Annotated in this window: 19 protein-coding genes, 1 pseudogene and 1 riboswitch; of the genes and pseudogenes, 16 read left to right on the forward strand and 4 right to left on the reverse strand. The window is 47.8% G+C overall.

Features of this window, described 5'->3' with window-relative positions:
* Nucleotides 1–88: 88 nt before the first annotated feature.
* The 3 genes and pseudogenes from NO352_RS02030 to dnaI form a co-directional block, all read left to right on the forward strand.
* Nucleotides 89–524 (forward strand): annotated as a pseudogene (locus tag NO352_RS02030) (alpha/beta hydrolase family protein); the annotation flags it as partial.
* Nucleotides 525–833: 309 nt separating this feature from the next.
* Complete coding sequence (locus NO352_RS02035) at nucleotides 834–2,342, forward strand: DnaD domain protein (RefSeq protein WP_040736925.1); 1,509 nt, start codon at nucleotides 834–836, stop codon at nucleotides 2,340–2,342.
* Between the two features lie 30 nt (nucleotides 2,343–2,372).
* Nucleotides 2,373–3,320 (forward strand): primosomal protein DnaI, encoded by a 948-nt coding sequence (dnaI, locus tag NO352_RS02040; protein WP_005551051.1) that lies wholly within the window; start codon nucleotides 2,373–2,375, stop codon nucleotides 3,318–3,320.
* A 192-nt stretch (nucleotides 3,321–3,512) separates the two neighbouring features.
* On the opposite strand, the gene NO352_RS02045 is transcribed toward dnaI, so the two are convergent.
* On the reverse strand, nucleotides 3,513–3,662 hold the full coding sequence (locus tag NO352_RS02045; protein WP_005551050.1) for a hypothetical protein: 150 nt from the start codon (nucleotides 3,660–3,662) through the stop codon (nucleotides 3,513–3,515).
* A 249-nt stretch (nucleotides 3,663–3,911) separates the two neighbouring features.
* Here NO352_RS02045 and trxA point away from each other — a divergent pair, with 249 nt between their 5' ends.
* The 11 genes from trxA (at nucleotide 3,912) to NO352_RS02100 (ending at nucleotide 19,569) form a co-directional block, all read left to right on the forward strand.
* Nucleotides 3,912–4,232 carry a thioredoxin gene (trxA, locus tag NO352_RS02050; RefSeq protein WP_005551049.1) on the forward strand — a complete coding sequence of 107 codons (321 nt, stop codon included), beginning with the start codon at nucleotides 3,912–3,914 and terminating at the stop codon, nucleotides 4,230–4,232.
* A 186-nt stretch (nucleotides 4,233–4,418) separates the two neighbouring features.
* Entirely contained in the window at nucleotides 4,419–6,590 is a 2,172-nt protein-coding gene (gene uvrC, locus NO352_RS02055; protein WP_289354821.1) for an excinuclease ABC subunit UvrC, read from the forward strand.
* 922 nt (nucleotides 6,591–7,512) lie between these two features.
* Nucleotides 7,513–8,433: a carbohydrate ABC transporter permease gene (locus tag NO352_RS02060; RefSeq protein ID WP_289354822.1), complete on the forward strand. Its 921-nt coding sequence runs from the start codon at nucleotides 7,513–7,515 to the stop codon at nucleotides 8,431–8,433.
* A gap of 14 nt (nucleotides 8,434–8,447) precedes the next feature.
* Entirely contained in the window at nucleotides 8,448–9,260 is an 813-nt protein-coding gene (locus NO352_RS02065) for a carbohydrate ABC transporter permease (protein ID WP_163978890.1), read from the forward strand.
* 30 nt (nucleotides 9,261–9,290) lie between these two features.
* Nucleotides 9,291–10,073, forward strand: coding sequence for an SDR family NAD(P)-dependent oxidoreductase (locus NO352_RS02070; protein WP_163978889.1), 783 nt, complete (start codon nucleotides 9,291–9,293; stop codon nucleotides 10,071–10,073).
* A 37-nt stretch (nucleotides 10,074–10,110) separates the two neighbouring features.
* Entirely contained in the window at nucleotides 10,111–11,598 is a 1,488-nt protein-coding gene (gene gcvPA, locus NO352_RS02075; protein ID WP_289354823.1) for an aminomethyl-transferring glycine dehydrogenase subunit GcvPA, read from the forward strand.
* On the forward strand, nucleotides 11,598–13,181 hold the full coding sequence (gene gcvPB, locus NO352_RS02080; RefSeq protein ID WP_289354824.1) for an aminomethyl-transferring glycine dehydrogenase subunit GcvPB: 1,584 nt from the start codon (nucleotides 11,598–11,600) through the stop codon (nucleotides 13,179–13,181). Before gcvPA ends, gcvPB begins: the two co-directional genes overlap by 1 nt.
* Before the next feature lie 3 nt (nucleotides 13,182–13,184).
* Nucleotides 13,185–14,939, forward strand: a complete 1,755-nt coding sequence (locus tag NO352_RS02085) for an amylo-alpha-1,6-glucosidase (RefSeq protein WP_289354825.1) — start codon at nucleotides 13,185–13,187, stop codon at nucleotides 14,937–14,939.
* Between the two features lie 199 nt (nucleotides 14,940–15,138).
* Nucleotides 15,139–16,941: a sensor histidine kinase gene (locus NO352_RS02090; protein WP_289354826.1), complete on the forward strand. Its 1,803-nt coding sequence runs from the start codon at nucleotides 15,139–15,141 to the stop codon at nucleotides 16,939–16,941.
* On the forward strand, nucleotides 16,922–18,163 hold the full coding sequence (locus tag NO352_RS02095; protein WP_289354827.1) for a response regulator transcription factor: 1,242 nt from the start codon (nucleotides 16,922–16,924) through the stop codon (nucleotides 18,161–18,163). Before NO352_RS02090 ends, NO352_RS02095 begins: the two co-directional genes overlap by 20 nt.
* Nucleotides 18,164–18,300: 137 nt before the next feature.
* Entirely contained in the window at nucleotides 18,301–19,569 is a 1,269-nt protein-coding gene (locus tag NO352_RS02100; RefSeq protein ID WP_005551031.1) for an ABC transporter substrate-binding protein, read from the forward strand.
* 97 nt (nucleotides 19,570–19,666) lie between these two features.
* Here the strand turns inward: NO352_RS02100 and NO352_RS02105 are convergent, their stop codons facing one another.
* Nucleotides 19,667–21,367: a CPBP family intramembrane glutamic endopeptidase gene (locus tag NO352_RS02105; RefSeq protein ID WP_289354828.1), complete on the reverse strand. Its 1,701-nt coding sequence runs from the start codon at nucleotides 21,365–21,367 to the stop codon at nucleotides 19,667–19,669.
* Nucleotides 21,368–21,616: 249 nt separating this feature from the next.
* Nucleotides 21,617–21,775, forward strand: a riboswitch (cyclic di-AMP (ydaO/yuaA leader).
* A 58-nt stretch (nucleotides 21,776–21,833) separates the two neighbouring features.
* On the opposite strand from NO352_RS02105, the gene NO352_RS02110 reads away from it, so the two are divergent.
* Both NO352_RS02110 and NO352_RS02115 read left to right on the forward strand, forming a co-directional pair.
* Nucleotides 21,834–23,192: a TrkH family potassium uptake protein gene (locus NO352_RS02110; RefSeq protein ID WP_005551029.1), complete on the forward strand. Its 1,359-nt coding sequence runs from the start codon at nucleotides 21,834–21,836 to the stop codon at nucleotides 23,190–23,192.
* A 39-nt stretch (nucleotides 23,193–23,231) separates the two neighbouring features.
* On the forward strand, nucleotides 23,232–23,903 hold the full coding sequence (locus tag NO352_RS02115) for a potassium channel family protein (RefSeq protein ID WP_005551028.1): 672 nt from the start codon (nucleotides 23,232–23,234) through the stop codon (nucleotides 23,901–23,903).
* 76 nt (nucleotides 23,904–23,979) lie between these two features.
* Here NO352_RS02115 and NO352_RS02120 read toward each other — a convergent pair whose 3' ends face one another.
* On the reverse strand, nucleotides 23,980–24,759 hold the full coding sequence (locus NO352_RS02120; protein WP_005551026.1) for a hypothetical protein: 780 nt from the start codon (nucleotides 24,757–24,759) through the stop codon (nucleotides 23,980–23,982).
* 111 nt (nucleotides 24,760–24,870) lie between these two features.
* Nucleotides 24,871–25,776: a LysR family transcriptional regulator gene (locus NO352_RS02125; RefSeq protein ID WP_005551024.1), complete on the reverse strand. Its 906-nt coding sequence runs from the start codon at nucleotides 25,774–25,776 to the stop codon at nucleotides 24,871–24,873.
* Nucleotides 25,777–26,028: the final 252 nt, after the last annotated feature.

Below are 26,028 nucleotides of genomic sequence, written 5' to 3' on the forward strand. Positions count from 1 at the left end.
TACAATCTGAACTGCCGCAGCGCCTGCAAGAAGGTGCTGCGGCTTGTAGGTTCTAGGGACTTTACCCGGATCAATGAAACGATATGCTGGACGGCATGCAGATTACTTCCGTGCGGCAGTAGATTATTTTCGGCGTTAGCAATTTATTAACGTTCTATCATTCTGTACCTGATCATTGGAAGTCAATCATGAAGCAGTGGGTTGGTGACCCAGAGCAGGATAAGGAGCGCTTCATTACTGATTCCCCGATTACGTACTTGGATAGCATGACGAATCTGATGCTTGTCATCCAAGGGGCGAATGATCCCCGTGTTGTACAGGAAGAGTCAGATCAGGTGGTAGAGAAGCTTAGACAGCTTGGACGGGATGTGGAATATATCGTGCTGGATGATGAAGGACATGGATTCTCTAAAAAAGAGAATGAGATGCGCGTCTATCGAGCCATCGTCGAATTCCTGAAGCTGCACCATGAACAAGAAGCAGTGCCAGCGATTCCGACAAGAAATGTTAACGAGGGGCTCTAGGGTTGTTGGGAAATAAGGATTTCTCTGCTTCGAGAAAGATGGGGCGAAAATTGTATTTATGGAAAACAACGTGATTGAGAGCGTGCGATCTTAACGATTATTAGTATTCCGCCTAGGTATACAATAGAAGATATAACTAGCATCTTTCCTTTTCTGCGCAGAAGAGCATCTGGCATGCTCTCTGCGCTTTTTTATGCTTTTTTGATCGGAATTGCATGTCTTTTTTACCACGATTTTGTCGGACGGGCAGACTCTATATATGTTACAATAGGTGGACTGAGTAGAGCGGAAGGAGAAACAGGTACGACGATGCGGATGTCGAATATGCACCATTTTACAGAACATCATCGATATGTGGCTTATCGAGAGTTTAGCTTGAGCGAACTGGATCTAAAGATGTTGTCCCATGTGTATCAACCAATGGTGGGGGCATTTGCGATCGGCATGTATCAGCTTCTCTGCCAGCATGTGGCATCAGATAAGACAGGCTATTCAGCTGTAGATGCGCAGCGCCGATTGTTCCTGCTCCTTGGATTGGAGCCAAGTGAGAAGGGACGCACCTATTTCATTGAACAGGCTTCCAAGCTGGAAGCGGTCGGACTGTTGAATACGTCAAGAGTGATGCTGCCTGATATGGATGATTGTATGTATGAATATGAGCTGCAGCAGCCCTTGTCCCCAAAGGAATTTTTCGAAACACAGCATTTAACTCTTCTTTTGCGGGATAAGGTTGGAAAATACGCGGTGCTGTCCTTACGGCAGCAGTTTACTACGGATGACCCCTTTGAAGGAATGGCATCCAATATGCATCGGGAGAACATATCTATACCATTCTACGATTTGTTCCGCCTGAATACGCATGTCATTGATTTCGAGCTCGAGCAGGCCCTTCAAGAAGTCGCCCCAAGCCGTACCGCGATTGCGGATGCCGAACCTGAAGCTGTTGAAATCAATTATGCAGATATTATTATGCGGTTCCCTAAGCAGTCCTACAACCGCAAGTTCGTAGAGCAGCTTCGTTACAATAAAGAAAGTATGAGTACAATTAATTACGTTGTCCGCAAATTCGAGCTGACTTTGCAAGAACTGTGCCGTTTGCTGGATGAAGACGGCGTCTTCACGCAGGACGGCTTGGTCGCATTGGAAGAACTGCAGCACCGTGCTCACCTTCATTTCCGTCAGAATAAGCGGAGAAGCGAGCATCGGGAGCGAGTGCAGCATCGAATTGAACAGAAGGAGCAAGTGAAAGAAGAGCATGAAGAGGAAGTTGCGGTGCAAATGGAGTTCTATGTTGAGGTTCCCCCGCAATTCCGCGACAAATGCGATATTCATCAATATAACATGCTGCTCCGCAATACACCGTATACGCAGTTGCTTGAGAAGTTTTTCCCAGGGGCAGTCCCGGACTCCTTCCTTGATATGTTTACCAAGATGGATTTGAATTATAAGATGCCTGATGAGGTCATCAATGTACTCATTCATTATTTGATGACGATGCTGGTAAGCGGATCGGAGCACAGACTAAATCGGAACTTCGTTGAAGCGATCGTATCCAATATGCTTGTAAAGCAGATACGCACATATGAACAAGCGGTTATGTATACTCGTGAACAGGCGCAGGTCAATGGTTCTGGTCGAACGCAAGCTTCTCGCCAAGACGCTGGCAGACAGCAGCGGCCGCGCAGCCGGTACAATAATAAAGCAGCCAAGCCATCGATTCCTGTCGTTAAACCGAGTGAAGCGGGATCAGGTCTGACACCGGAAGAATTAGAGCGTGCTCGTGAATTGGCGCGACGATTGGACGAAGGACGAGTATAATAAAGTTACAGCGGATAGGAGGTGCGACTTATGGAATCTATCGGAGATATTTTGAAGCAATTGCCGGTCAACGCTCGCCGGACTCAGGCGGAACAGAAAATAGAAAAGCTGCTCAACGATCCATTGATCGTGCAATTTCGCTCCAAATATCCGGAGTTGTCGGATCGCGACCTTCGCATCAATATGAATAAGCTATACCAATATGTAACGGAAATTGGGCACTGTACCAACTGTCCGGGCTTGGATCAGTGTCCGAATGACTTCCATGGCCACTATACGATGCTGAGCGCCGATAACCTGAACGGGAACAACTATGTATATGATCGGAAGGTACCCTGCAAGAAGCTGCTGGCTAGTGAGCGCCAACAGGCGATTTATAACCGGGTACGTTCCTTCTATGTAGATGAGACTGCGCTCAAGCGCGGATACTCTGCCTCCGAAATACTAGAGAATGATATTGATCGATCGCCTGCCGTTTTAAATATCATTGAATATATTGAGAAGACAAAGAAAGAAGGATTGATGCCTGAGGGCATGTACCTCGTCGGGCCTTTTGGGACGGGCAAGACATTTCTTATGAGCTACGTATTGTACGAACTCGCTCGGGCCAATTACACCGGGGTAATCGTCTATATGCCGGAGTTTGTCGAAGAGCTCAAGTCAATGTTCCAAGAGCCGCAGAAGCTGCGGGAAACGATTGAAATGATGAAGGAAACCGATCTGCTGGTATTCGACGATATCGGGGCAGAAAATATTACTCCTTGGGTTCGCGACCATGTGCTGGGCTCTATCTTGAATTATCGAATGAACCGTAAGCCAACATTCTACACGTCGAATTATGATTTGGAAGCACTGCAGAAGCATTTCAGCTTCACGCGTGAAGGAGAGGATGTGCATAAGGCCGAACGGCTTATGCACCGGATTCAGCCATTTGTGAAAGTGGTACATGTACAAGGACGGAACAAACGGGGAAGCTAGCTAGAGAGAAAGCTTGAAGCTGTTCATGCTGCATAGCATCGCAGCTTCGGCTAAGAAGCCAGTATGCCTCCCGTTCATGCTATATAATTGCAAATAAAAGCCCGGTCGCAAGCAATGCGAACCGGGCTTATTCATGGTAATAGGGATGCCACTGTGGTGCGCTCCATTGAGGGGAACGCACCATGATCAGGGCTAGGAGATGATGAACTTCACGATAACCATGCCGAAAAAGACTACCGTCATAAATCCGGCCATTGCACCGAACCCGAACATCAAATCGGAGAAATCGTTGCGCGGTTCCTCGTTCACATGCTCACGCGGATCAATTGCTCTCGCTTCCATCAAGGGGCCTCCTATCTCTTACATGTCTGATACAATGACGTATGTCACGGCATCAACAGGTATTTTAACCCAATTTCTTATCGCTATAAGTATACCGAACTGCGCCATGACTGTAAAGACAGCGCTCTCTTAGGATGTGACAAATTGGATGCAAAAATGAAGTGCAAATTTCACATAAAACATTGAACTGTGGTATACTTTACATGTTGACTCAGATTGTAAGCTTCTAACATAAAGGAGGAACCAAATATGGCTATCGTTAACGTATCCGACCAAACGTTCAAGACTGAAGTTGAAGGTCAGCAAGGCGTTGTATTGGTCGATTTTTGGGCGCCATGGTGCGGCCCTTGTAAAATGCTTGCCCCTATCCTCGATGAATTGGAAAGCGAAGTAAACGGTCAAGCGACTGTTGCAAAAGTGAACGTGGATGAGAACCCAGAATCCGCTTCCCGCTTTGGCGTAATGAGCATTCCTACAATCATCGTGTTCAAGGACGGTCAGCCTGTTGATAAGGTTGTAGGCTTGAACTCCAAGGATGCATTGAAGAACTTGATCAGCAAACATCAATAATCGAGATTTATTACAGAGGACAACCTATAAAAGGTGTGTTCTGCTGAGGGACATCTCGATTGAGCTTGATGTGAATCGCAAGCGATAGATTGCCAGCCCTTCCCGTTGCGGGAGGGCTTTTTCTTATGTCTTCACTCGTATACAATAGGATCATATATTCGTATTATAGAGGAAAGGGGGAGGACGATGAGCGAAATAGACAACAACCAATCCAATTGGCGGGTAGAGCGCTGGAAGGAGCGCTGGAACGAACGTTATTCTACGGACGAGCAGCAGGAGCTGTCGCCAGAGGAGCTTGCAGAACGGGAACAGGCATTGGAGCGAATTCGCAATAAGCTGGCATTGCTTCCTGATTCGCCGGGATGCTATCTCATGAAGAACCGTGAGGGAACCATTATTTATGTCGGTAAGGCTAAAGTATTGAAAAACCGCGTACGTTCGTATTTCAATGGCAGCCATGACGGTAAGACGCAGCGGCTGGTATCGGAAATTCGCGACTTTGAATATATCGTCACTTCCAGTAACATGGAAGCCCTCATATTAGAATGTAATCTGATTAAGCAGCATCATCCGAGATATAACGTGCTGCTCAAGGATGATAAGACGTTCCCATATATTAAAATTACGAATGAGCGCCACCCGCGGCTTGAGGTTACACGTCGCGTGCTGAAGGATAAAGCCAAATATTTTGGGCCATATCCGAACGCATTTGCCGCTACGCAGACCAAGAAGCTGCTTGATCGCTTATATCCGCTTCGTAAGTGCAAAACACTGCCGGATCGGGTGTGCTTGTACTATCATATTGGACAGTGCCTTGCACCTTGCGAGTATGAGGTAACGGAGGCGCAGTATGAAGAAATGGTGCAGGAGATCGCGAAGTTCTTAAGCGGCGGGCATGAGGAGATTAAGAAGGAACTGCAGCGAAAGATGGAAGAAGCCGCTGAAGAGATGCAATTCGAGCGTGCCAAGGAATATCGGGATCAGTTGATCGCGATTCGTGCCATTATGGAAAAGCAGAACATAAATACATCCGACCAACTGGATCGCGACGTATTCGGCTTTGCTGTAGATAAAGGCTGGATGTGTGTTCAAATTTTGTATGTTCGACAAGGCAAAATGATTGAACGGCATGCAACAAAGTTCCCATTCTATGGGGAAGCGTATGCGGACTTCATGTCGTTCGTGACGCAATATTATAGTGAGAACCCGGCACTGCCTAAGGAAATATTGCTTCCTGATTCGGAACTGTTCGACACATCTGCTGCACAAAACGATGCTGAGGCAGAGGAATCAAGTGGCACTTCATCTGTTGCGGGCGTGGATACACAGGATGACTCAGTGGACACACAAGATGACTCATCCATTGCCAATGAACATGAACAGAGCCGCATAGAGGAAATAGATGAGGGAGCAAATAACGGAACGGATGACGGGATTGCCGGTGCAGAGGCGCTTCAGCAATGGTTGAACGTCAAGGTGCACATTCCGAAGCGCGGGCTTAAGAAGCAGATGATCTCGATGGCAATGGAAAATGCACGTGTTGCGCTGGATGAGAAGTTCAAGATGCAGGAGCGCAATGAGGATCGCACTTTGCGTGCTGCTGAACGGCTCGGAGAAGCGGTCGGCATCGACAATGCCCGCCGTATTGAGGCTTTTGACAACTCGAATATTCAAGGCTCGGATCCAGTATCGGCTATGGTAGTCTTCATCGACGGCAAGCCTGCGAAGAAAGAATACCGGAAGTATAAGGTACGCACGGTGCAGGGGCCTGATGATTATGAAACGATGCGCGAGGTCATTCGCAGACGGTATGAGCGGGTGTTGAAAGAACAGCTCGAAATGCCTGATTTGATTATTGTAGACGGAGGCAGGGGTCAAATGTCTGCCGCGCTTGATGTACTGGAGAACGAGCTTGGATTAACGATACCGGTCTGTGGACTCGTGAAGGACAATAAGCATAAGACGGCGCAGTTGATGGCCGGTGATCCGCCAGAAATTGTCCCTCTTGGTCGGGACAGCCAAGAATTCTACATGCTTCAGCGCATTCAGGAGGAGGTTCACCGTTTCGCGATTTCATTCCACCGGGAGCGGCGTGCGAAGTCGATGGTCGTCTCAGCGCTTGATTCGATCCCGGGCATTGGTGAGAAGCGGCGCAAGCATCTGTTGAAGCATTTCGGATCATTGAAGAAGATTCGGGAAGCATCGGTTGAGGAATTCCGACAAATCGGGATTGGCGAGAAGTTGGCGCATACGATCTTAGCCGCTCTCCAGCAAGAGAAGGAACCACAGGAAGCCGAGCCGGATGCCCCAGACCTGGAGGCTGCCGATGTGGATAATGACGTGAACCATGATAAATAAAAGGAAAGCTGGAAGCCTTGCAGATCGTTGCTGCAAGGCTTCTTTTTTTGAGCTGGTTCCGACAGTTACGGTTGACGTAATGGACTTCCGCTTGGCCCTGGAATCGGGCGGCGGCTCGGCTCCTCCTTATATTCGAGTGTACTTTCACTCTGTCATGAATTGGAATAATATGCTATATTCTTTTTGGGTTTATCATTCAAAAAATCATTTTTATCATTAAGATGGAACGGGCCAGATTTGCCATCGTAATTGGGGGAGGAGATTTTATTTTTAAGTGTGGAGTAGGGCTTCTATATGGGGCTTTTACGCATCTGTTGCTGGTTATGTTTTGGAATGATTACGTATACATGAGAACGTTGAAAGATACAGGAACAGCAGTAAACCAACCTTTCTACTATATTAACGATAGTTTCTGGACAATGTTCAATATTGAGATTGGGCTGGCCGTTGTTTTGATTATCGCATCGTTTTTCATCAAGAAAGAGCCAAAGTGATATTGCGCAACATAAAAAAGGCCTGGCAAGGATAAACCTTGACCGGGCCTTTTTTCGCAGCAAGCTTATTAACCGTTTGCATTTGCAAAAACATTCATTACTGTGAAAAACGAGGCTGCATGTACTGCTTAACTCATCCTCGTCAACGTCTGCTATTTTCCTATCGAACAAAATAACGTCATGGAACAAACAAAAATCCCCCTTACTGCCTGTCCCGCAAAATATATTCGAACAAAGTCCCCCCTAATGAAAAACAGCCTTCCGTGTAAAAACGCTTACATCTCATCTACAATGGTACCTACGATGTGCCCATCAATTAGGGCTGTGCTATAGAAGAGCCGAGCATCCTGTCCTGACATCATCGAACGGCAGCGCCTGTTACACTGCAACCTATGATCACGAACAACAAAGAAAGGAACGAAGCCCTTATGAAGATGAGAAAAAAACGATCGTTTTCGCTTCGCATGCATGCAGCCGTGCCTTATTTATTCATTATGCCATGGATAATCGGCTTTCTCGCATTCACGCTCGGTCCACTCCTTTTTTCATTCATTATCAGTTTCTTTGATTGGCCAATTGTAGGGGAGAAGACGTTTGTCGGATTGGATAACTTTATTAACATGTTCACGGATGATCCGTTGTTCTGGACATCACTGACGGTCACAGTGAAATTCGCCATTATATTTGTGCCTGTTAACATTTTAATTGCGCTTGGACTTGCGATACTGCTGAACCGCAACGTGCGAGGCAGTGGATTTTTCCGAACAGTGTTCTATGTCCCTTCCGTTATTTCCGGTGTCGCGCTGGCGATGATTTGGTCATGGGTGTACGACGGAGAATACGGGATTTTGAACTATGCCTTATCACTTATTGGGGTAGAAGGGCCGAATTGGCTGAATGACCCGAAATGGTCTCTTGTAGCGATGGTGTTCGCCAGCTTATGGGGACAGGGATCGATGATGCTTATTTTCTTGGCAGGCTTGAAAAATATCCCGCGTGAGCTGTATGAGGCTTCCGCAATTGATGGGGCAGGTACGGTGTCGCAGTTTTTCCGAATTACACTGCCGATGCTTAGTCCGACCATTTTGTTCAACCTGATCACCACGATTATTTCTGCGTTCCAGCAGTTGACGCTCGCATTGGTGTTGACGGGGGGAGGCCCGCTCAATTCCACGTATTTCTATGCGATGTATATGTACGAAAATGCCTTCAAATATTCCAAGATGGGCTACGCATCTGCCAATGCGTGGTTTATGTTTGCGATTGTACTTGTTCTGACGATGCTTGTATTCCGTTCTTCGTCGGCATGGGTGTATTACGAAGGTGAAGTGAAGGGCGGCAAAGGCTGAGGAGGGAGATTGTGATGAAAAAAATAACGACTTACGCACTGCTCATCTTTTTTACCGTATTGTTCTTGGCGCCCTTCTATTGGATGGTCTCAACATCATTGAAGTCGCCCGAAGAATTGTTCGTTTTTCCGCCGCAGTGGATTCCGAGCAGCTTTCATTTCGAGAACTTTGCGAAGGCATGGAATTCACAACCGTTTGATGTGTTCCTGCAAAACTCATTGATCGTATCGGTGCTGTCACTCATTGGTCAGGTTGTGTCCTCTGCGCTTGTTGCCTATGGATTCGCCAGATTTCGATTTAAGGGAAGCAAGACATTGTTCATTATTTTGCTTGCCTCGATGATGATTCCTTGGGAAGTGACAATGATTCCGTTATATATGGAATTTAATGCACTTGGCTGGATTAACACATTGAAGCCATTGATTGTTCCTTCTTTCTTTGGCTCGGCATTCTATATTTTCTTGCTTCGTCAGTTCATCATGACGATTCCGCCAGAGCTTGAGGAGGCAGCCCGCATCGATGGTGCGAATCCCCTTCAATCGTTTATCCGCCTGATTGTACCGCTTATGGCTCCGGCATTGATCCTCGTTGCGGTGTTCAACTTCCTTGGCACATGGAACGATTATTTGGGCCCGCTCATTTTCTTGAATGATCAGAGCAAGTACACGCTGACGCTGGGCTTGTCGCAGTTCAAAGGGATGTACGAGGTGAAGATGGATGCGATTATGGCCGTTACGTGCATGATTTGCTTGCCTCCGCTTGCTATCTTCTTTGCAGCGCAGCGTTATATCGTAACCGGTATTGCAACAACAGGGATGAAGGGGTAACAACTTGAACAGATAACGGAGGGACTATTCATGATGCAGCAAATAGATGTTTTTGGCTTGAAAGGCAAGACTGCGATGATTACAGGCGGAGCATCTGGTATCGGACGCGCTACGGCACAATGCCTGGCACGCTTCGGAGCCAATGTGGTCATCGCTGATATTGGAGAACAGCAAGGGCAGGAGACTGTCCTGGAAATTCGAAATGCAGGGGGAGAAGCACAATTTGTGTCCTGCAATGTCACGAAAGCGGAAGATTGTGAGCGTGCAGTCCGCCTGACACAGGAATGGTATGGGGGCGTTGATATTCTGTTCAATAATGCTGGCGTCATTCGTCGCAAGACGGTCGTTGGGCTAGAGGAGCAGGATTGGGATCTGGTCGTGGACGTATCCCTTAAGGGTACGTACTTGTTGTCCAAATATGCGATTCCAGTTATGGCCGCTAGAGGAGGCGGAAGCATTATTAATACCGGATCTGGATGGGGGCTGAAGGGCGGCGATCAAGCCGCAGCGTATTGTGCTGCGAAGGCTGGAGTTGTGAACTTGACGCGTGCCATGGCAATCGACTTCGGTAAGGACAATATTCGTGTCAACTGCGTATGTCCAGGCGATACAGATACGCCGCTGCTGCGTGAAGAGGCCGTACAATTGGCGGTCGAGGAGGGAGCATTCCTTGCTTCATCTGCCGTAGGCAGACCTTTGGAGCGTATTGGTACACCGCAGGATATTGCAAATGCAGTACTATTTCTGGCAAGCGATCTATCGCAATGGGTTAGTGGAAGCGTGCTGGTTGTGGACGGCGGGGGACTGGCGTAACACTTGATCTGAATATTGAAGGGAGAGAACGCACGTCATGAAGGAACGTCAATCGAATGTGCATCCTTATATTCCGAATACGGTTCCGAAAGTTAAGGCACAGATGATGCAGGAGATCGGCATTGCAAGCATTGAAGAGCTGTATCGAGATATTCCGCAGCATTTGCGCATGCAGTCGGAGATGGATTTGCCGCCCGCACTGAATGAATTTGAGTTGAAGGGTCATATTGAACGTTTGCTGGCGGCGAATGTGAGCACTTCGCAGGCTACAAGCTTCTTAGGTGGAGGCTGTTGGCAGCATTTCGTGCCTGCTGTATGCGATGAGATCAATCAACGATCGGAATTCGTGACAGCTTATGCCGGAGAACCTTATGAGGATCATGGCAGATTTCAGGCCTTGTTCGAATATCAGAGTCTTGTGGCTGAACTGGTCGATATGGATGTTGTCAACGTACCGACATTCGACTGGCCGCAAGCTGCATCGACTGCGCTGCGGATGGCTGCTCGGATGACAGGACGGACAGAGGTGCTCCTGCCAGCGATTCTCTGCCCTGACAAGCGAATGATTATTAAAAATTACTTGCATCCGCATATCCGCGTCATCACGGTTCAAACGGAATCGGATAGCGGACTATTGGATTTGAATGATCTGCGGAGCAAGTTGTCTGATCAGACGGCAGCTGTCTATATAGAGAATCCGAATTATTTCGGTATCATTGAGCGGCAGGGTGAAGAAATCAACCGCCTAGCTCGCGAATATGGGGCAATCAGTGTTGTAGGCGTTGATCCAATATCGCTCGGCGTATTGACCCCTCCAAGCCAATACGGTGCAGATATCGTCTGCGGGGATTTGCAGCCGCTCGGCATTCGTATGAACTATGGCGGCGGGCAGTCAGGTTTTATTGCTGTACATGATGAAGAACGCTTCGTCATGGAGTATCCGTCCCGGCTGTTCGGCATAGTCCCAACTGTTGTCGAGGGAGAGTATGGCTTCGGCGACGTAGCTTATGAGCGTACCTCCTTCGCACAGCGCGAGCAGGGAAAGGAGTCTGTTGGCACACAGACTGCATTATGGGGGATTACGGCTGGCGTTTACTTGGCCTTGCTTGGACCGCATGGCATGTACGAGATAGGCGAGACGATCATGCAGAAATCTCGTTATGCAGCGGCTCGTTTGAGCACATTGTCTGGTGTTGCGCTGCGTTATGAGAATGCCTTCTTCAAGGAATTCGTCATCGACTTCACGGCAACAGGTCTAACGGTTAGCCAGATCAATGAGCATCTGCTTACACGAAATATCTTTGGAGGCTTGGATCTGTCCGGATCATTCCCTGAAATGGGGCAGAGTGCTTTGTTCTGTGTAACCGAGGTCATGGCGAAGGAGCAGATTGACCATCTGGTTGACGAACTCACAGCTTTGCTGAATAAGACGATACAGCCGGACATCAACTGCTCGCTTACAAGGACATCCGCAGATGGTATGTCGGAAGCAGCCGCTAATATGGCAGAGAGGTGTGATGAGTAATGCAACAAATCGTTCGCAAGGATCGTACAGTCAGACAATTTCATCAGGCGAAATGGGATGAGCCGGTCATTTTTGAACTTCATCGGGAAGGAGAACGCGGGGTTCTCGTTCCAGAGGCGGAGCAGGAGCTTGTCCAAGCGGTAGGCGACGTCATTTCTCACATTCCAGCTTCGATGCAGCGCACGAAGGCGCCGCAGCTTCCTGAGATTGGTCAGGCGAAGGTGCTTCGCCATTACTTGCGTTTGTCGCAGGAAACCCTTGGTAGCGATCTTAATATAGAGATTGGCCAAGGCACGTGCACGATGAAATACATTCCACGCATCAATGAGCTGCTTGTGCGCAATCCACAGCTGACGGAACTGCATCCATTGCAGGACAGCCGCACGGTACAGGGAACACTGGAAATCATCTATCGGCTGGATGAGGCGATGCGTGCAATATCTGGGATGGATGCCTTCTCATTCCAGCCTGGCAGCGGGACTCAAGCCTTATTTGCGATGGCGTCCATCGTTCGAGCTTACCATGAGGCGAATGGAGAAGGCGATCAGCGCGATGAAATGATTACGACGATCTTCTCTCATCCATCTCAGGCTGCAACGGCGGCTGTGAAGGGATACAAGATTATTACCCTGCATCCGGATGAGGATGGCTTCCCAGATATTGAAAAGCTTAAAAAAGCGATATCAAATCGTACGGCAGGCTTCGTCGTAGCCAACCCGGAAGATACGGGAATCTTCAATCCACGCATAAAGGAGTTCACGGATATTGTGCATGCGGCGGGCGGAATTTGCTATTACGATCAAGCTAATGCCAATGGTCTGCTCGGTATTGCACGTGCAAAGGAAGCAGGATTCGATATGTGCTTCTTCAACCTGCACAAGACGTTTGCGGCTCCTCATATGTGCGGCGGGCCTGCTGCAGGCGCTCTGGGGGTTACAGAGCAGCTGAAGCCATTCTTGCCAGGGCCGATTGTAGAACGAGACGGCGAACGCTTCGTACTGCACACCAATCAAGAGCTGAGCATCGGCAAAGTAAGAAGCTTCCATGGCGTTGCACAGACAATTATGCGCGCTTATGCTTGGATTCGCAGCTTAGGAGCAAAAGGACTGCGCGATGTAGCGGAAATTGCTGTCTTGAACAATAATTACTTGTACCATAAAATATTACAGATCTCAGGTGCTAGCGTTCCTTATGTAAAAGGAGGACGCCTTGAGCAGGTTCGCTACAGTTGGGAGAAGCTGACGAGGGAGACAGGGGTGACGACCGAAGACATTCAGCGCAGAATGTGTGATTTCGGATTACATTACTGGACGAGTCACCATCCATATATTGTACCGCAGCCTTTCACGCTGGAGCCGACGGAATCATACTCCAAGGATGATCTTGATGAGTATATTCAAGCGTTAGCCCATATTGCAGAGGAAGCTCGCAGCGTGCCAGAGATCGTCAAGTCTGCGCCGCATCACAGCACAGTACATCAGAACATCGAGGAATCGCTGGATAATCCGGCTGAGTGGTGCATTACATGGCGAGCTTACTTGAAGAAGACAGGGCAGGCAAAAGGCCTGCCAGATAAGGAGTAACGGATGTCGGCAACCATACCATTTGATATTCATCACATCCCATTTAGCCGGTTTGGAACATTTCTAACGGTATCGTATTTGCCACAGCATGGAAAGCGAGAGGAAGGTTTGTATTTCCGTACGGTTCGTGGAGGAGATGACACGAGCGGTGCTGTTTTTCGTCTGGAACTGATGGCTGAAGATCAAGTCGTTCCTTACTCAGTTCATACTTCTCCTTCTTCCTTGACTCTCCTTGAAGAAGGCGGGCAAGGAAGAGCGGAATTATGTCTGCCCGAGACTGGCGCAATGCGGATAAGAGCTCGGGGAGCAGGGATTCGGCTGACATTAGTCGCTGGTTCTTATGATTATGTACTGCCGCATCAGGATGGACGCTATGAGGTTAACCATTTCACGACCGAAATGCGATTTATGCTTACGCTGCTGCAAGGGGAGCTTGCGGTAGATGCTCCATGGGAACGATCCAGATGCAAATATGCTGTAGTGGAGTGTAGCCCGACTGATGCAATCAACAATGGGACAGCGGAGGCGGAACTGATGCTGGAAGAGTATCGGATACAGCCGCCAGCCATACGGACATTGGCGTCAGTGGGCTGCTTTGATGAGGCGGTTGCAGGCATTAAGCAGGAATTTGACGCATGGCTCGACAAGAGTTTGCCTGTTGCCTTGGAGGAATTGGAGGAAGCGCGTGCTTTGGCTGCTTACATCACATGGTCGTGTGTGGTACCTGAGGCTGGACATTTATCACGCCCTGCGATGTACATGTCAAAAAATTGGATGACGAACATTTGGAGCTGGGATCACTGCTTCAACGCAATGGCGCTTGCTGCCAACCAACCCGAGCTTGCTTGGGATCAGTTCATGATCATGTTCGACAAGCAGGATGAATCTGGACAGCTTCCAGACTTCATCAATGACAAGTATGCGCTGTGGAATTGCTGCAAGCCTCCTATTCATGGCTGGACGCTGCGCTGGATGATGGAGCGCAATGAGTGGTTCAGACATGCGGATCGTTTGCGTGAAATTTATGATCCGCTTGCACAGTGGAGCAAATGGTGGATGAATTGCCGAGATGACGATCATGACGGAATTCCTCAGTACAATCACGGCAATGACAGCGGCTGGGATAATAGCACGATTTTCCGCTGTGTTGGTCCTATAGAAAGTCCAGATTTGTCGGCGTACTTAATTATTCAGTTCGAGGTGCTCGCGGAAATAGCGGAACAGCTAGGCAAGGCTTATGAAGCGGCGGAATGGCGCAATGCTGCGAACAGTTTGCTCGGACGGATGATGGAGCATTTTTGGCAGGGGGGGCAGTTTAGGGCTATCCGCTCAGGCACACATGAGCCGGCACAAGGGGACAGCTTGATTCCGTTTATGCCGATATTGTTGGGTGATCGCCTTCCAGAATCAGTACTGCAAGCACTTGTAAAGGCAGTTGCCGACGAAGAACGATTCTTCAGCCCGAATGGCTTTGCTACGGAAAGTCTGAATAGCCCGTTTTACGAGCCGGACGGCTATTGGCTTGGGCCAATCTGGGCTCCGGTCATGATGCTGCTAATCGATGGATTGCAGCGCAGCGGGCAGCGGGAAGTGGCACAAGAGGCCGCAATTCGCTTCTGCCGCATGGCTTCTCGCAGCGGGATGGCAGAGAACTTCGATGCGAAGACTGGCTGTGGACTCCGTGATCGGGCTTTTACTTGGACCTCCAGTGTGTTCCTTATCCTGGCCAATGAATATGTCAATCAACCACTCCAATGAACGGAATGAACAGGCTCCCTACTGCTCAGCGCGCACGGGAGCTATTGTTATTTGTTCGTCCTATCTGCCTAATTGGTGTCTCGATCAAAATGATTAGAGGAACCTCGGTCTCCATTGTCAGGTTAAAATTGGTTATGATAAACTTCACATAACATTAACGCTCATCCACATCATAACTAGTCCATATGAGCAACAGGGGATGATTCGTATCGAAGCGCCGCGTGAAAAGCTAACTGGAATAACTCATATGACACAGTCTGGCGTCTTACATCGGCTACAGCAATGGATGGCCAATATGCCGCCGAATCCTAGGCGAAGCTTGCGCTTGAAGCTCGTGCTGTTTTTCTTGGCGTCATCGCTTCTGCCGCTAATGATTCAGGGCGTGCTTTCTTATCAACAATCCTCTCGTCTTCTGCAAGAGCAGTTCGGCAAATATGGTCAGAACAGTGTTAATCAGCTGCAATACCAACTGGATACGGAATTAAATCAGATGAGTATGATTGCAGGCTATATTTATTCGTATTTGCTTAATCCATATAAGAATGTTATCTCTGCGGAGATTCCCAGGACGTATTCACAGGTGCAGGATAAAAACGATTTGGAAGATTTCTTGAAAGCGCTTAAAAGATTGCATGATCGAGGGATCTTCATTATTACAAAATCCGGATATTACTACGGAGACAGTATGTTAAATGTCGATGTCTTGTTCCAACAGCCTTGGTGGCAACAAATACCTGCCGATCATGCTGGAGAGTATTGGGCAGGGTTCTATTCGCCATTACATTATCGGGATGAGAAAGATACACCGAACCAGAAGTTGCTTGGCTTGGTCGTACCGATTCGCAACCAGTCAGGGCCCTTGCAGGACAGTAAAATTCTCATTGAAATGAACGCAGATAAGCTGATTGAGCTGTTTCGCATGTTCGAAGAGGACACGAAGTCGATTGTGACGGTCACGAGCGGAAGCGGACAGACGATATATCGCTCATCAGGCGACAACACTGTGCAAGAGAATGATATTGTATGGAAGCAGAGCCTGCAAATCAATGACTGGACGATTGAAGCCAGACTTCCCTATCAATATTTTAATCAGCCTTCGAGCGTGATTAAGTCTTACACCCTATTCGGTTTAGGACTGTCTGGCTTTTTCGCACTTGTGCTTGCCTATTTATTTTCTACACGTGTAACAAGAAGAATTAAGCGGATCAAAGAATCGATGAATTCAGCAGGGGCTGGCCGACTAAAAACCCGAATCCAAGTGCGGGACGAAGATGAGCTTGGATCACTTGCGAACAGCTTTAATAAAATGATCGGTCAGATCGAAGAACTGGTGAAGGAGATCGCCGCCAAAGAGCAGCTCAAAAAGGAAGCTGAATTGCGGGCTTTTCACTACCAGATCAATCCTCATTTATTGTTCAATACGTTGAACTCCATACAATGGAAGGCTAGGCTGCAGGGCAATGAAGATATAAGGAAAATGATCGCTCACTTGACGATTGTGCTAGAAGCGAACTTGGATGTGACGCGGGAATTGGTTCCGATATCGAAAGAACTGGAGCTTATTGATCATTTTCTGCAAATTCAACATGTTCGGTATGAGGGAGAATTCGGATATAAGGTGGACATCGCATCAAGTACGATGACAGCAGTCATACCGCGTATGAGCTTGCAGCCGTTATTTGAAAATATTTTTTTCCACGCTTTCGAAGATGGGTATGGAACGATTGCCCTACGTCTCATTGACAACGATTCAGACCTGTACTTAACCTTGACTGACAATGGAAAAGGGATGAGCGAGGAGCGTCGATGTGCTTTGCTGCAGGCTCCGAGTGACCCTACTCAGAGGCATGGGCTTGGTATGTACAACGTGGATCAAAAGTTCAAGCTGCATTTTGGTTCCGAATATGGATTAAGTATCGAATCTCGATTAGGAAGCGGCACGACGATTGCGATACGCTGGCCAAAAAAGGAGGAAGCACCCAATGACAGACAGCCCTATTAAAGTGCTGATCGCTGATGATGAGAGTATTGTTCGCAGAGGATTGATGGCAACCGTAAATTGGGAACGATTCAACATGGCAGTCGTAGCCGATGCCCCGAACGGTCAAAAGGCATGGGAAGCTTTCCTGCTTCACGAACCAGAGGTTGTCATAACAGACATCGTGATGCCCGAGATGGACGGCATTGAACTGGCAAAGCGTATAAAGGAAAAGGCGCCGCAAACAAGGGTGCTTCTGCTTAGCTGCCATCGCGACTTCGAGTACGCACAAAAAGGCATGATGCTTGGAGCGTCAGGCTATTTGTTAAAAACGGCGTTCGAAGACGAGGAGCTTGCTTATTATCTACATAAGTTCGAAGAGGAGCTTGCCGGCGACCAACAGTCTTCTCCACTCGTTCGCTCCGCGGATTCCAGCGAGGAAGATACGCAGTGGAATGCGGCATTCTATGCGTGGCTGTGCGGTTTTCGCAATGACTTCCATCATGAGTTGAAGCTGCGCTGGGAGACACAATGGAGCTGGCTGAATGAGCCTCATGAAATCATGTTAGTCAAAATATTTGACAGTTTCGAGCAAGTTCCTTCTGCTGGTAAGGCCTCCAATCGAGGCGGAGAGTACTGGAAGTACCTTGGAGATACACTTTTGCATGAAACAAAGGGGCCATGTTCGTATATTCCATGCGGTATCGATCGCTGCTTCTATGTATATCATCCTTCTGCTTGGATGAAGGTAGAGCAGTTGCTGAAGGAATGTAAATCCTCCTGCCCTCAGCTGCATTGGAGCAGACGAGGCCCGTTGAAGGGGATGGAGGGGTGGCTGGAAGCGGTACAGGAGCTGCATCGAGCAGCAGAGGTGGAGCGCAAATTCGAGCTCAGGGTTAATTCGTGGCCGGAAACGGTAATGCAATCCGTGCTATTGGTTGCGGATAATGTGAGTGAGCCATGGTCGGTGAGCGATGTGGCAAATCGAGTTGGCTTAAGCCGTAGCCACTTCAGTACATTGTTCAAAAAGGTGACGGGGGAGAATTTTGTTACCTTCCTATACCGGATGCGGCTGAAAACGGCGCAGGATCTGCTGCTCAACACGGCGATGACGCTGCAAGATATTGCTGAACGAATTGGAATGGTAGATGGGAAATATGTGAGTAAATGGTTTAAGCGCTGCTGTGGGATGACACCGAGTCAATATAGGAGCGGACAAAAGGGAGAACAGACTGCTCAAAAATGACGAGAGGCGAACGATATTCCGCCTTTCCATCGAACAAATTCACCCCGTATTCGAAACAATTCGCCGTTTTGAAAATGCTTTATTGTTATTAAAGTGTAGATATGTTGGAGATGCAACCATTTGGGGGGAATAGCAGGATGAAGAGAAGGTCAAGATTGGTTATTCTGTTAACGATCTTTGCACTTATGTTTGCTGGCTGTGGCGGAGGATCTGGAGAACAAGGTTCCTCCGGAGGAGACAAGGGGAAACAAACAGTTCTTCGGTTTGCTACCTGGGATACAGGCGAAAAGCTGAAGGTTCAAGAAAATATTGCGAGAGCGTTCGAGAAGTCCCATTCAGGCGTTAAAGTACAAATTGAGCCTTATGCAGATGGCTTCGATCAGAAGCTGGCTGCATCGTTCGGTGCGAGCAATCCGCCGGATGTTATGCTGATGTGGGATTTCCCAACGTATCATTCAAACTTGGAGGCGCTCGATTCCTTTACGGAAAAGGATGCAAGCTTGAAATTAGATGATATATACGAAGGCTTGTTCAATTACGTGAAAGTAGACGGCAAGACGTACGGCTTGCCTGCGGGCTTCACGACGCGTGCTATGTATTACAACAAGAAAGTTTTCGACGCGATGGGCGTTCCATATCCGAAGGATGGCTGGACATGGGATGACTTTAAGGATATTGCAACGAAGCTGACAGATAAATCGAAGAAGCAGTATGGGTTCGGTGTTCGCGCTGAGAATGATCCATACGATTTGCAAGGATTCATCTGGAGCAACGGGGGAAGCTTCATCAGTGATGATGGCAAAACGATCGAAGGCATTATGAATGGATCAGAAACCGTAGCTGCAGTTCAAATGTTCGGCAATATGGTGAAAGATGGATATGGAGTTCTGGTAGGCGGAAAGACACAACTGGGCGGTAATGACATTTTCAAAGCGGGGAAAATCGGGATGTGGGAAAGTGGCGTATGGCCGCTTGAAGGATTCAAGGAGGCAAAGGTTGATTTCGGAACCGTTGAAATGCCGGCGTTCCCTGGCAAGCCTGTAAAAGGCGTAATTTCCGTAAGTGCAGTATCGATAGCGAAACAATCCAAGCAAAAAGAGTTGGCATGGGAGTTCGTGAAGTTCTTTACTTCGGAGGAAGCCGTTAAAATGAAGAGCGATGCTGACCTGCCGATTCGCAAGAGCGTTGTGCAGGAAATGAAGCTTGATCAATCCGAACTGTATGCACCGTTCTATCACATGCTGGAGCGTTCCGACAACACACCAGCCTTTTTGCTCAACAGCAACTGGAACCAAATGAACCGTCACCTTTCGACCGCAATTGATTCTGTCATGCTGGGTGAAGATGCACAGAAAGCACTGGATACAGCAGTGAAGGAAGCCAAAAAATTCGTTGAAAAGAAATAATAAACAATGGGCCGTTGCTTCGAGAGGTGCGTATATACATAACACCTTGCGAAGCAACGGCTCTATTTTTATAGAAACTATGCACTTGGCAACAAGCTTACTTCCATTGGATTCGATATGTGCTTCGGCGATGGTTGTGATGCATCTTAGCCAGTATATACACAATGGCGATGGGTGAAATGAGATACACAAATCCAATGATAAAGCCCTTCATGGTTCCATCAAGCAGGAATGACAAGGACATTAAGCAATTGTCTAGCATTAGATGTGCGAACATGGCGGTCCACCAACCATGCTTCAGCATAATGAAGAGGAACAACATTCCGATGAACAACAGCTCTACTGGTCTTGAATAATAAGGATAGATCGGATAGGTGACATGGCCGAACGCCCATATGAGTGTCGGTAGAATGCCAGCAAGCCATGGATTGCGGAGCCAACGATTCAGCAGGCCTACCCCGAATAAGCGATACACGCCCTCCTCAGAAATAGCTGCAACCCATGCGAGAAGAGGGAACAACGGTGCAATGCGCAGGTTAATCGGCGATTGGGAGGCATCTGTAGATGACCACGCATGAAATCCGGATTCTAAAATAAAGAAAATAACAGTTTGCAGACCGAGCAATACACCTGAATACGCGATTCCGATCCATAATGCCTGAACCAGCTTGCTGCCGAATGAAGTATTGCTCCATGTAGGCAGTACATCCCTGTAGGCAGACAATGCCCATGCTCGCTTGCCCGCATGGATAGAGAAATAGAGAATAACGCCCTGAATAACCGTAACCGCGCCTTGAATGGCGAAGGACAGCCCCATATTCACACTATCCAAAGTGATTTGGAGTTCAAGCGCAAAGAGTCCCGGCAGTGCGTTCCATACATGCAGCAGTGAAATTCCGCATGAGACAGCCGTTAGTACGAACAGTGTCTTCGATCCGAACTTTAGGTCGCGGCGGTAGACGATGCAGGCGATAAGGGAACATGCGCTTAACAGAATTGTCATCCACCTATATCCAATGTTGTAAATGGAAGAAGCGGTTTTCGTTTGATGAAGCTCCTCTGCTTGGTAGCTGTGTGGAATAGACCAGAAGGGCTTCAGCATGACGATACGATCCTGCGAGAAGACAGCCTTCACGTTCAATGCAGCCTGCCCGACATGGGCTTCAGGAACGAAGTACGATACGGTGTCTAATTCTGTAGACGATTCATTATGCTTTAATTGGGAAGAATTCCATCCCATATGCTTCAAGAGTGCGTCTGCAAGTTTCTTGCGGCTCGCTGCATCCAATACAGGCTCCTCTTCTTCTGCTGACGTCTCACCCGCCTGATTTCCCATGACCCAGCCTAAGCTGGCAGCGCTCGATGGCTGATCTTTGAATTCAAATCCAATGATACGGCCACTCGTCATGTGCACGTCAATGCACATCACACCTGATCTGCCAGAATGCATCGTATTCAGCAATACTTGGTAGGTATCATATGGGCTGGATGGCTCCCATTTCTGGAAGGAAGAAGCCAGCTTTTCCTTGCTAATATAGCCGGACACGGTAGGCTGACTGCGATATACAACGGTAGGGGCGATATTAGGCTCAGTTGTCATCGAGATATGATGCCGGTTTAAATTCTGCACAAATGTGAGCGCTTTGCGGGCCGCCTCCTCTTTCGTTAAGATGGCTTGAGTGGTTGTCGAATCAGATATGGCCTCTGTTTGTTGAAAGGGAATGAATACCTGCACAATGAGGAATAATAGAAATCCAGCCACTGAAGCAAGGAGAAGCGGCTTCGATATATAGGACATGTCAGAACCTCCATCACATCACACGTTATCGCGTATGATTGCTTATTTGTTCATTTTATCCACTTCAACTTTGTAAAGTCCAGCAGAGAAAATGTAGAAACAATCAGCGATAATGAGTGTTTTGAATACAATCGAAGAAAATGGGGGATTGTAAGCGCTATTTATTCAAGTTTTTCGTCTTATTCTGGTTAATTTGTTCATTCTTTGACTTTGTATGCAGCAAGGGAAACGTATATAATCTCGTTATGAATTGCATACAAGCCGAGTTTCGTGAATGAACGAAAGCGGGGGACCCGATAGATGGGGTGAATTTCGCAAATGTGGATGAACAGAGTCCGCTAGCGAATAGGGCAGCCTGGACGTGCCCGAATCCGACAGCTAACCTCGTAGGCATGTACGTCAGGATACCAGCGATAGCATTGGGATTTCCAGTGCTTTTTTTCGTGGAAAAAAAGAGGTGACTCCCTTGAAGGGAACAAAAAAGGCCATTCGATTCAATTTGACACCGGCGCGAGTGCTGGTTGCTGGATTTGCAGCTATTGTATTATTGGGCGCATTTTTACTTATGCTTCCGATATCGAACGCCAAAGGGGTTCCTTTACCGTTTCTTGATGCACTGTTCACATCAACGTCAGCAACCTGTGTGACGGGGCTCGTAGTAGTTGATACGGGCACTCATTTTACGGTATTCGGGCAGGTAGTCATTATGCTGCTCATCCAAATCGGCGGTCTTGGGTTCATGACAATGGCAACGCTGTTTGCACTTGCCTTGAAGAAGAAGATATCGCTGAAGGAAAGGCTTATCTTGCAGGAAGCACTTAATCAAGGCAGTATGGAAGGCATCGTACGCCTTATCCGTAAAGTTATCTTGTTTGCGGTATGTATCGAGGGAGTTGCAGCTGTGCTGTTCTCGGTACGCTGGGCATTCGATCTTCCATTAGGCAAAGCAATTTATTTCGGTATATTCCATGCCGTTTCTTTATTTAATAATGCTGGCTTTGATTTGTTCGGTTCCGTGAGCGGGCCGTTTACAAGCTTGACCAGCTACGCAGGGGATCCCGTTATCAATATGGTAGCCATGCTGCTCATTATACTTGGCGGTATTGGCTTCATCGTATTGTCTGATTTAGTGGATTATAAGCGTTCCCGTAAGTTGTCTCTCCATTCTAAAATCGTGTTAACGATGACGGGGCTGCTCATTGTGCTCGGAACGATCGTTATATTTATTTTTGAATTTACGAATACGCGCACGCTGGGAAGCTTGACTGGCTGGGAGAAATTTTGGGCGTCGCTGTTCCAGTCGGTCAGTCCGCGTACAGCAGGGGCAAATACGATAGATATCGGAGCCATGCGGCAGGCCTCGCAATTTTTTATGATCATCCTTATGTTCATTGGGGCTTCACCGGGTTCCACCGGCGGTGGTATTAAGACCACGACGTTCGCTATTCTCGTAGGAGCTGTACTTGCCATGATTCGCGGCAAAGAAGATATCGTCATTTACCGGTATCGCTTGGCGAAGGATCGAATCTTTAAGGCAGTTACCTTAACCTTGCTGTCGTTGTTCCTTGTCATTATTGTGTCGATGATACTATCAACGACAGAGGATCACAGCTTTTTGATGATTCTGTTCGAAACAACCTCGGCGTTCGGGACAGTAGGGTTAACGATGGGATTGACGACGGATTTATCGGATATTGGCAAGGTGCTGCTAAGTCTGACGATGTTCGCGGGCCGTCTTGGCCCATTAACGTTGGCTTATGCGTTAGGCCCGAAAAATGAACGGGAATTATACCGGCACCCAGAAGGAAAAATAACGATAGGATAAGCAAGTTAGATTGTAACGGACGAAGGAGTATACAGGGATATGGAGTTGCAGCAGTTTGCAGTGATTGGGATGGGACGATTCGGTTCGAGTCTCGCGAAGGAGCTTGTAAAGCTCGGACATCAAGTTCTTGGCATTGATAAGGATGAGGAAGTAATCGGGGATGTGACAGGGCTCGTAACCCATGCGGTAGTAGCGGACGCGTCGGATGAAGAGGTGCTGCGCTCGCTCGGCATACGGAACTTCGATTGTGCGATCGTAGCCATCGGTGATGATATTCAGACAAGCATTCTTGTTAGTATACAAATGAAGGAACTTGGCGTGAAGAAGGTTGTTGCCAAAGCACTATCAGAGCTGCATGGACGTGTCCTAGAGCGGTTAGGTGTGGATAGGGTAATCTATCCGGAGCGGGATATGGGCATCCGCGTTGCGCATCAGCTTGTATCGCCGAACTTGCTGGACTACATTGAATTGTCCAAGGAATATACCATTGCTGAGCTAAGCGTGCCGAACTGTATGCAAGGCATGGCGCTTAAGGATGTGAATCCACGAGCCAAGTTCGGATGCAGCATCGTTGCGCTTAATAAGCCTAAGGGCATTATTATTGCACCAACAGCCGAAGATGTGCTTGATGAGAAGGATATTATGGTGATGATCGGTACGAATACGCAAATTGAGGATTTCGAAGAAGCGTTCATGTTAAAAGGGAAGTAAAATACGTTGCAAATAAGCCTGCAGTTGTCGCTGGAATGGAAAGCGAGCTGCAGGCTTTGTGTTTTTATGAATAGTATTACAAGATGACAATTTTGAATACGAGATATGTAAGGAAGAAGTACATGCCCATGCTGGCTGTGATGAACGGGAAGCGATTCGGACGTATGACTTCTGCTTGTTCCATCGATTCGGTTGTTGCAACAATAACCGATACAAACCAAGTAAAGGCAGCTACGGCTACCGCTAATGCTCCGAAGTTTAAGAGTGCAAGAAGGAATGCGAGCAGATATCCCAAGCCGAACGGCATTTGCATCGCCGCAAGTTGAATCAATGTAGTCTTGAAATCAAGCGGCTTGCTGCCTTTCCAGCGGCTAATGAGCCATATGCTAATAAAGAGCACCGCCAGTACAATCAATTGATAGACGAACAATTGAAGGAAAAAGCTAAATGGCGGCGTGACTGACCTTGAACTTAAGAAGCTGACTGAGCCCATCAGCGAAGCGAAAAGGCTTCCAAAAAGTGTATAGCCAAAAAGAGCAAAGCCCAAAGCAGATGCTAACGCTGCAATGACCGCATATATCCAGTCGGACACGGTAAGGCTGCGAGCACTCGCAGGATTTTTTAGCAACTGAAGGATGTTCTTTTTGTCGATTGTTTTGGCCCAATCTGGTACAGTATTGCCTGAGGTTTTGTGGTTCGCTTGAGGCGTCGTGAAAGGATCGCTCTCTGCGGCAGCAGAGACCTGCTGCACAAATTCATCGGCTGTTGGGCTGGCTTGCTTAGCAGTGTTCTCCCCACTGCATTGATGAAATTCATGTTCGTTGATAGGTTTGCCACAACGAGTACATACACTCATGGTTTCGATCTCCTCCCTATTTCCCCCTAGTGATTTTTTTTCTATTTATCTAAAGCCAACTAAATTCGACAGCAACTGCGTAAAATCCTTCTTCTTCCTTATCATTTAGATTTATTTACCTAATCTCGATAAGGCTGCTGCTTCCATCATTTCATCAATAAATTGGGTAGCGATAGGACTTAATAGTGCCTGTTCGCCGTATACAATGGAAGTTACACGTTCAGTTTGCTTCAACTCTTTCAAGGGAACGGCAATCAGATCATTATCCTTGAGCCACTCCAAACGCAAATAGGAGTGCGGCAGCAGGGCGGCTGCGTGACAAGTGGAAAGCAAGCGTACGATTGCCTCAAAGGAGTCGATCTCCATACGAATGTCCGGCATGATTCGGTATCGGCGGAACAGATTATCAATCAGTTTGCGATACCAGGTTCCTTTTGAAAACAGAAGCATAGGGAGACCGTCCAAGCGATCCATTGACCAGTTGCGGATGCTTGCAAGTGGATGTCTCCGCGGCAGCACGAGTTGAAGATGATCAGCGAACAACGGGATGCACATAAGTCCAGGCTCACGGATGGCATCGGCTACAATGCCTAGATCAATGGTCTGCTCGCGGACAAGAGAGATGATCTCATGCGTTTTGCCGGTAACGGCCTTCAGTCTTGCGTCTGGGTGTCTCTCGACGAAGGAGGAAATGAACAAAGGCAGCGTCGTTTGCAGTGTGGTTAAACTGGCGCCAATCGTGATGGTTGCCTGACCTTCTGCCTTGAAGGCTGCGATGGACTTCAGGAAGTCGAGCTGCCGATTCCGAATATCGAGTGCGAATTCATACGTAAGCTGACCGACACGCGTCAGTTCAAGCCGTTTGCCATTGCGAATAAATAGCTCTACCCCAAGCTCTTCTTCAAGCTTTGCCACTTGCCTGGACAACGCGGGCTGAGAGATGTTCAGCCGCTTCGCCGCTTGATTCAAGCTTGTCAGCTCAACAACGGCTGCGAATGATTCTAATAAATCGAGCATATTTCATAGCCTCCTATTATTATGAATGATGGGCTGCACAGAAAAATGAATGATTGCTTATGCGTTTTAGTTATAAAAGATATAAAAACATTGCAATTCCATTATAAGGGGATTAGGAGTAACATGGTAGTGTCACAAGTTGTTCACATAACTATAGAAAGCGATTTTTAAGAAGAATCGCGAATGTTGTCGAAAGCGGTAACAACCGCGCCATTTCAAGCCTCTATTGATGTGACAAATTATTGACGCTTT

This window comes from Paenibacillus sp. S-12 (genome assembly GCF_030363895.1).
GTDB classification, from domain to species: Bacteria; Bacillota; Bacilli; order Paenibacillales; family Paenibacillaceae; genus Paenibacillus_B; species Paenibacillus_B alvei.

Excerpts from the sequence above, each read along its gene's own strand:
- NO352_RS02035 (WP_040736925.1), top strand. The coding sequence starts at position 834 with ATGCGGATGTCGAATATGCACCATTTTACAGAACATCATCGATATGTG.
- dnaI (WP_005551051.1), top strand. The coding sequence starts at position 2,373 with ATGGAATCTATCGGAGATATTTTGAAGCAATTGCCGGTCAACGCTCGC.
- NO352_RS02045 (WP_005551050.1), bottom strand. The coding sequence starts at position 3,662 with ATGGAAGCGAGAGCAATTGATCCGCGTGAGCATGTGAACGAGGAACCG.
- trxA (WP_005551049.1), top strand. The coding sequence starts at position 3,912 with ATGGCTATCGTTAACGTATCCGACCAAACGTTCAAGACTGAAGTTGAA.
- uvrC (WP_289354821.1), top strand. The coding sequence starts at position 4,419 with ATGAGCGAAATAGACAACAACCAATCCAATTGGCGGGTAGAGCGCTGG.
- NO352_RS02060 (WP_289354822.1), top strand. The coding sequence starts at position 7,513 with ATGAAGATGAGAAAAAAACGATCGTTTTCGCTTCGCATGCATGCAGCC.
- NO352_RS02065 (WP_163978890.1), top strand. The coding sequence starts at position 8,448 with ATGAAAAAAATAACGACTTACGCACTGCTCATCTTTTTTACCGTATTG.
- NO352_RS02070 (WP_163978889.1), top strand. The coding sequence starts at position 9,291 with ATGATGCAGCAAATAGATGTTTTTGGCTTGAAAGGCAAGACTGCGATG.
- gcvPA (WP_289354823.1), top strand. The coding sequence starts at position 10,111 with ATGAAGGAACGTCAATCGAATGTGCATCCTTATATTCCGAATACGGTT.
- gcvPB (WP_289354824.1), top strand. The coding sequence starts at position 11,598 with ATGCAACAAATCGTTCGCAAGGATCGTACAGTCAGACAATTTCATCAG.
- NO352_RS02085 (WP_289354825.1), top strand. The coding sequence starts at position 13,185 with ATGTCGGCAACCATACCATTTGATATTCATCACATCCCATTTAGCCGG.
- NO352_RS02090 (WP_289354826.1), top strand. The coding sequence starts at position 15,139 with ATGATTCGTATCGAAGCGCCGCGTGAAAAGCTAACTGGAATAACTCAT.
- NO352_RS02095 (WP_289354827.1), top strand. The coding sequence starts at position 16,922 with ATGACAGACAGCCCTATTAAAGTGCTGATCGCTGATGATGAGAGTATT.
- NO352_RS02100 (WP_005551031.1), top strand. The coding sequence starts at position 18,301 with ATGAAGAGAAGGTCAAGATTGGTTATTCTGTTAACGATCTTTGCACTT.
- NO352_RS02105 (WP_289354828.1), bottom strand. The coding sequence starts at position 21,367 with ATGTCCTATATATCGAAGCCGCTTCTCCTTGCTTCAGTGGCTGGATTT.
- NO352_RS02115 (WP_005551028.1), top strand. The coding sequence starts at position 23,232 with ATGGAGTTGCAGCAGTTTGCAGTGATTGGGATGGGACGATTCGGTTCG.
- NO352_RS02120 (WP_005551026.1), bottom strand. The coding sequence starts at position 24,759 with ATGAGTGTATGTACTCGTTGTGGCAAACCTATCAACGAACATGAATTT.
- NO352_RS02125 (WP_005551024.1), bottom strand. The coding sequence starts at position 25,776 with ATGCTCGATTTATTAGAATCATTCGCAGCCGTTGTTGAGCTGACAAGC.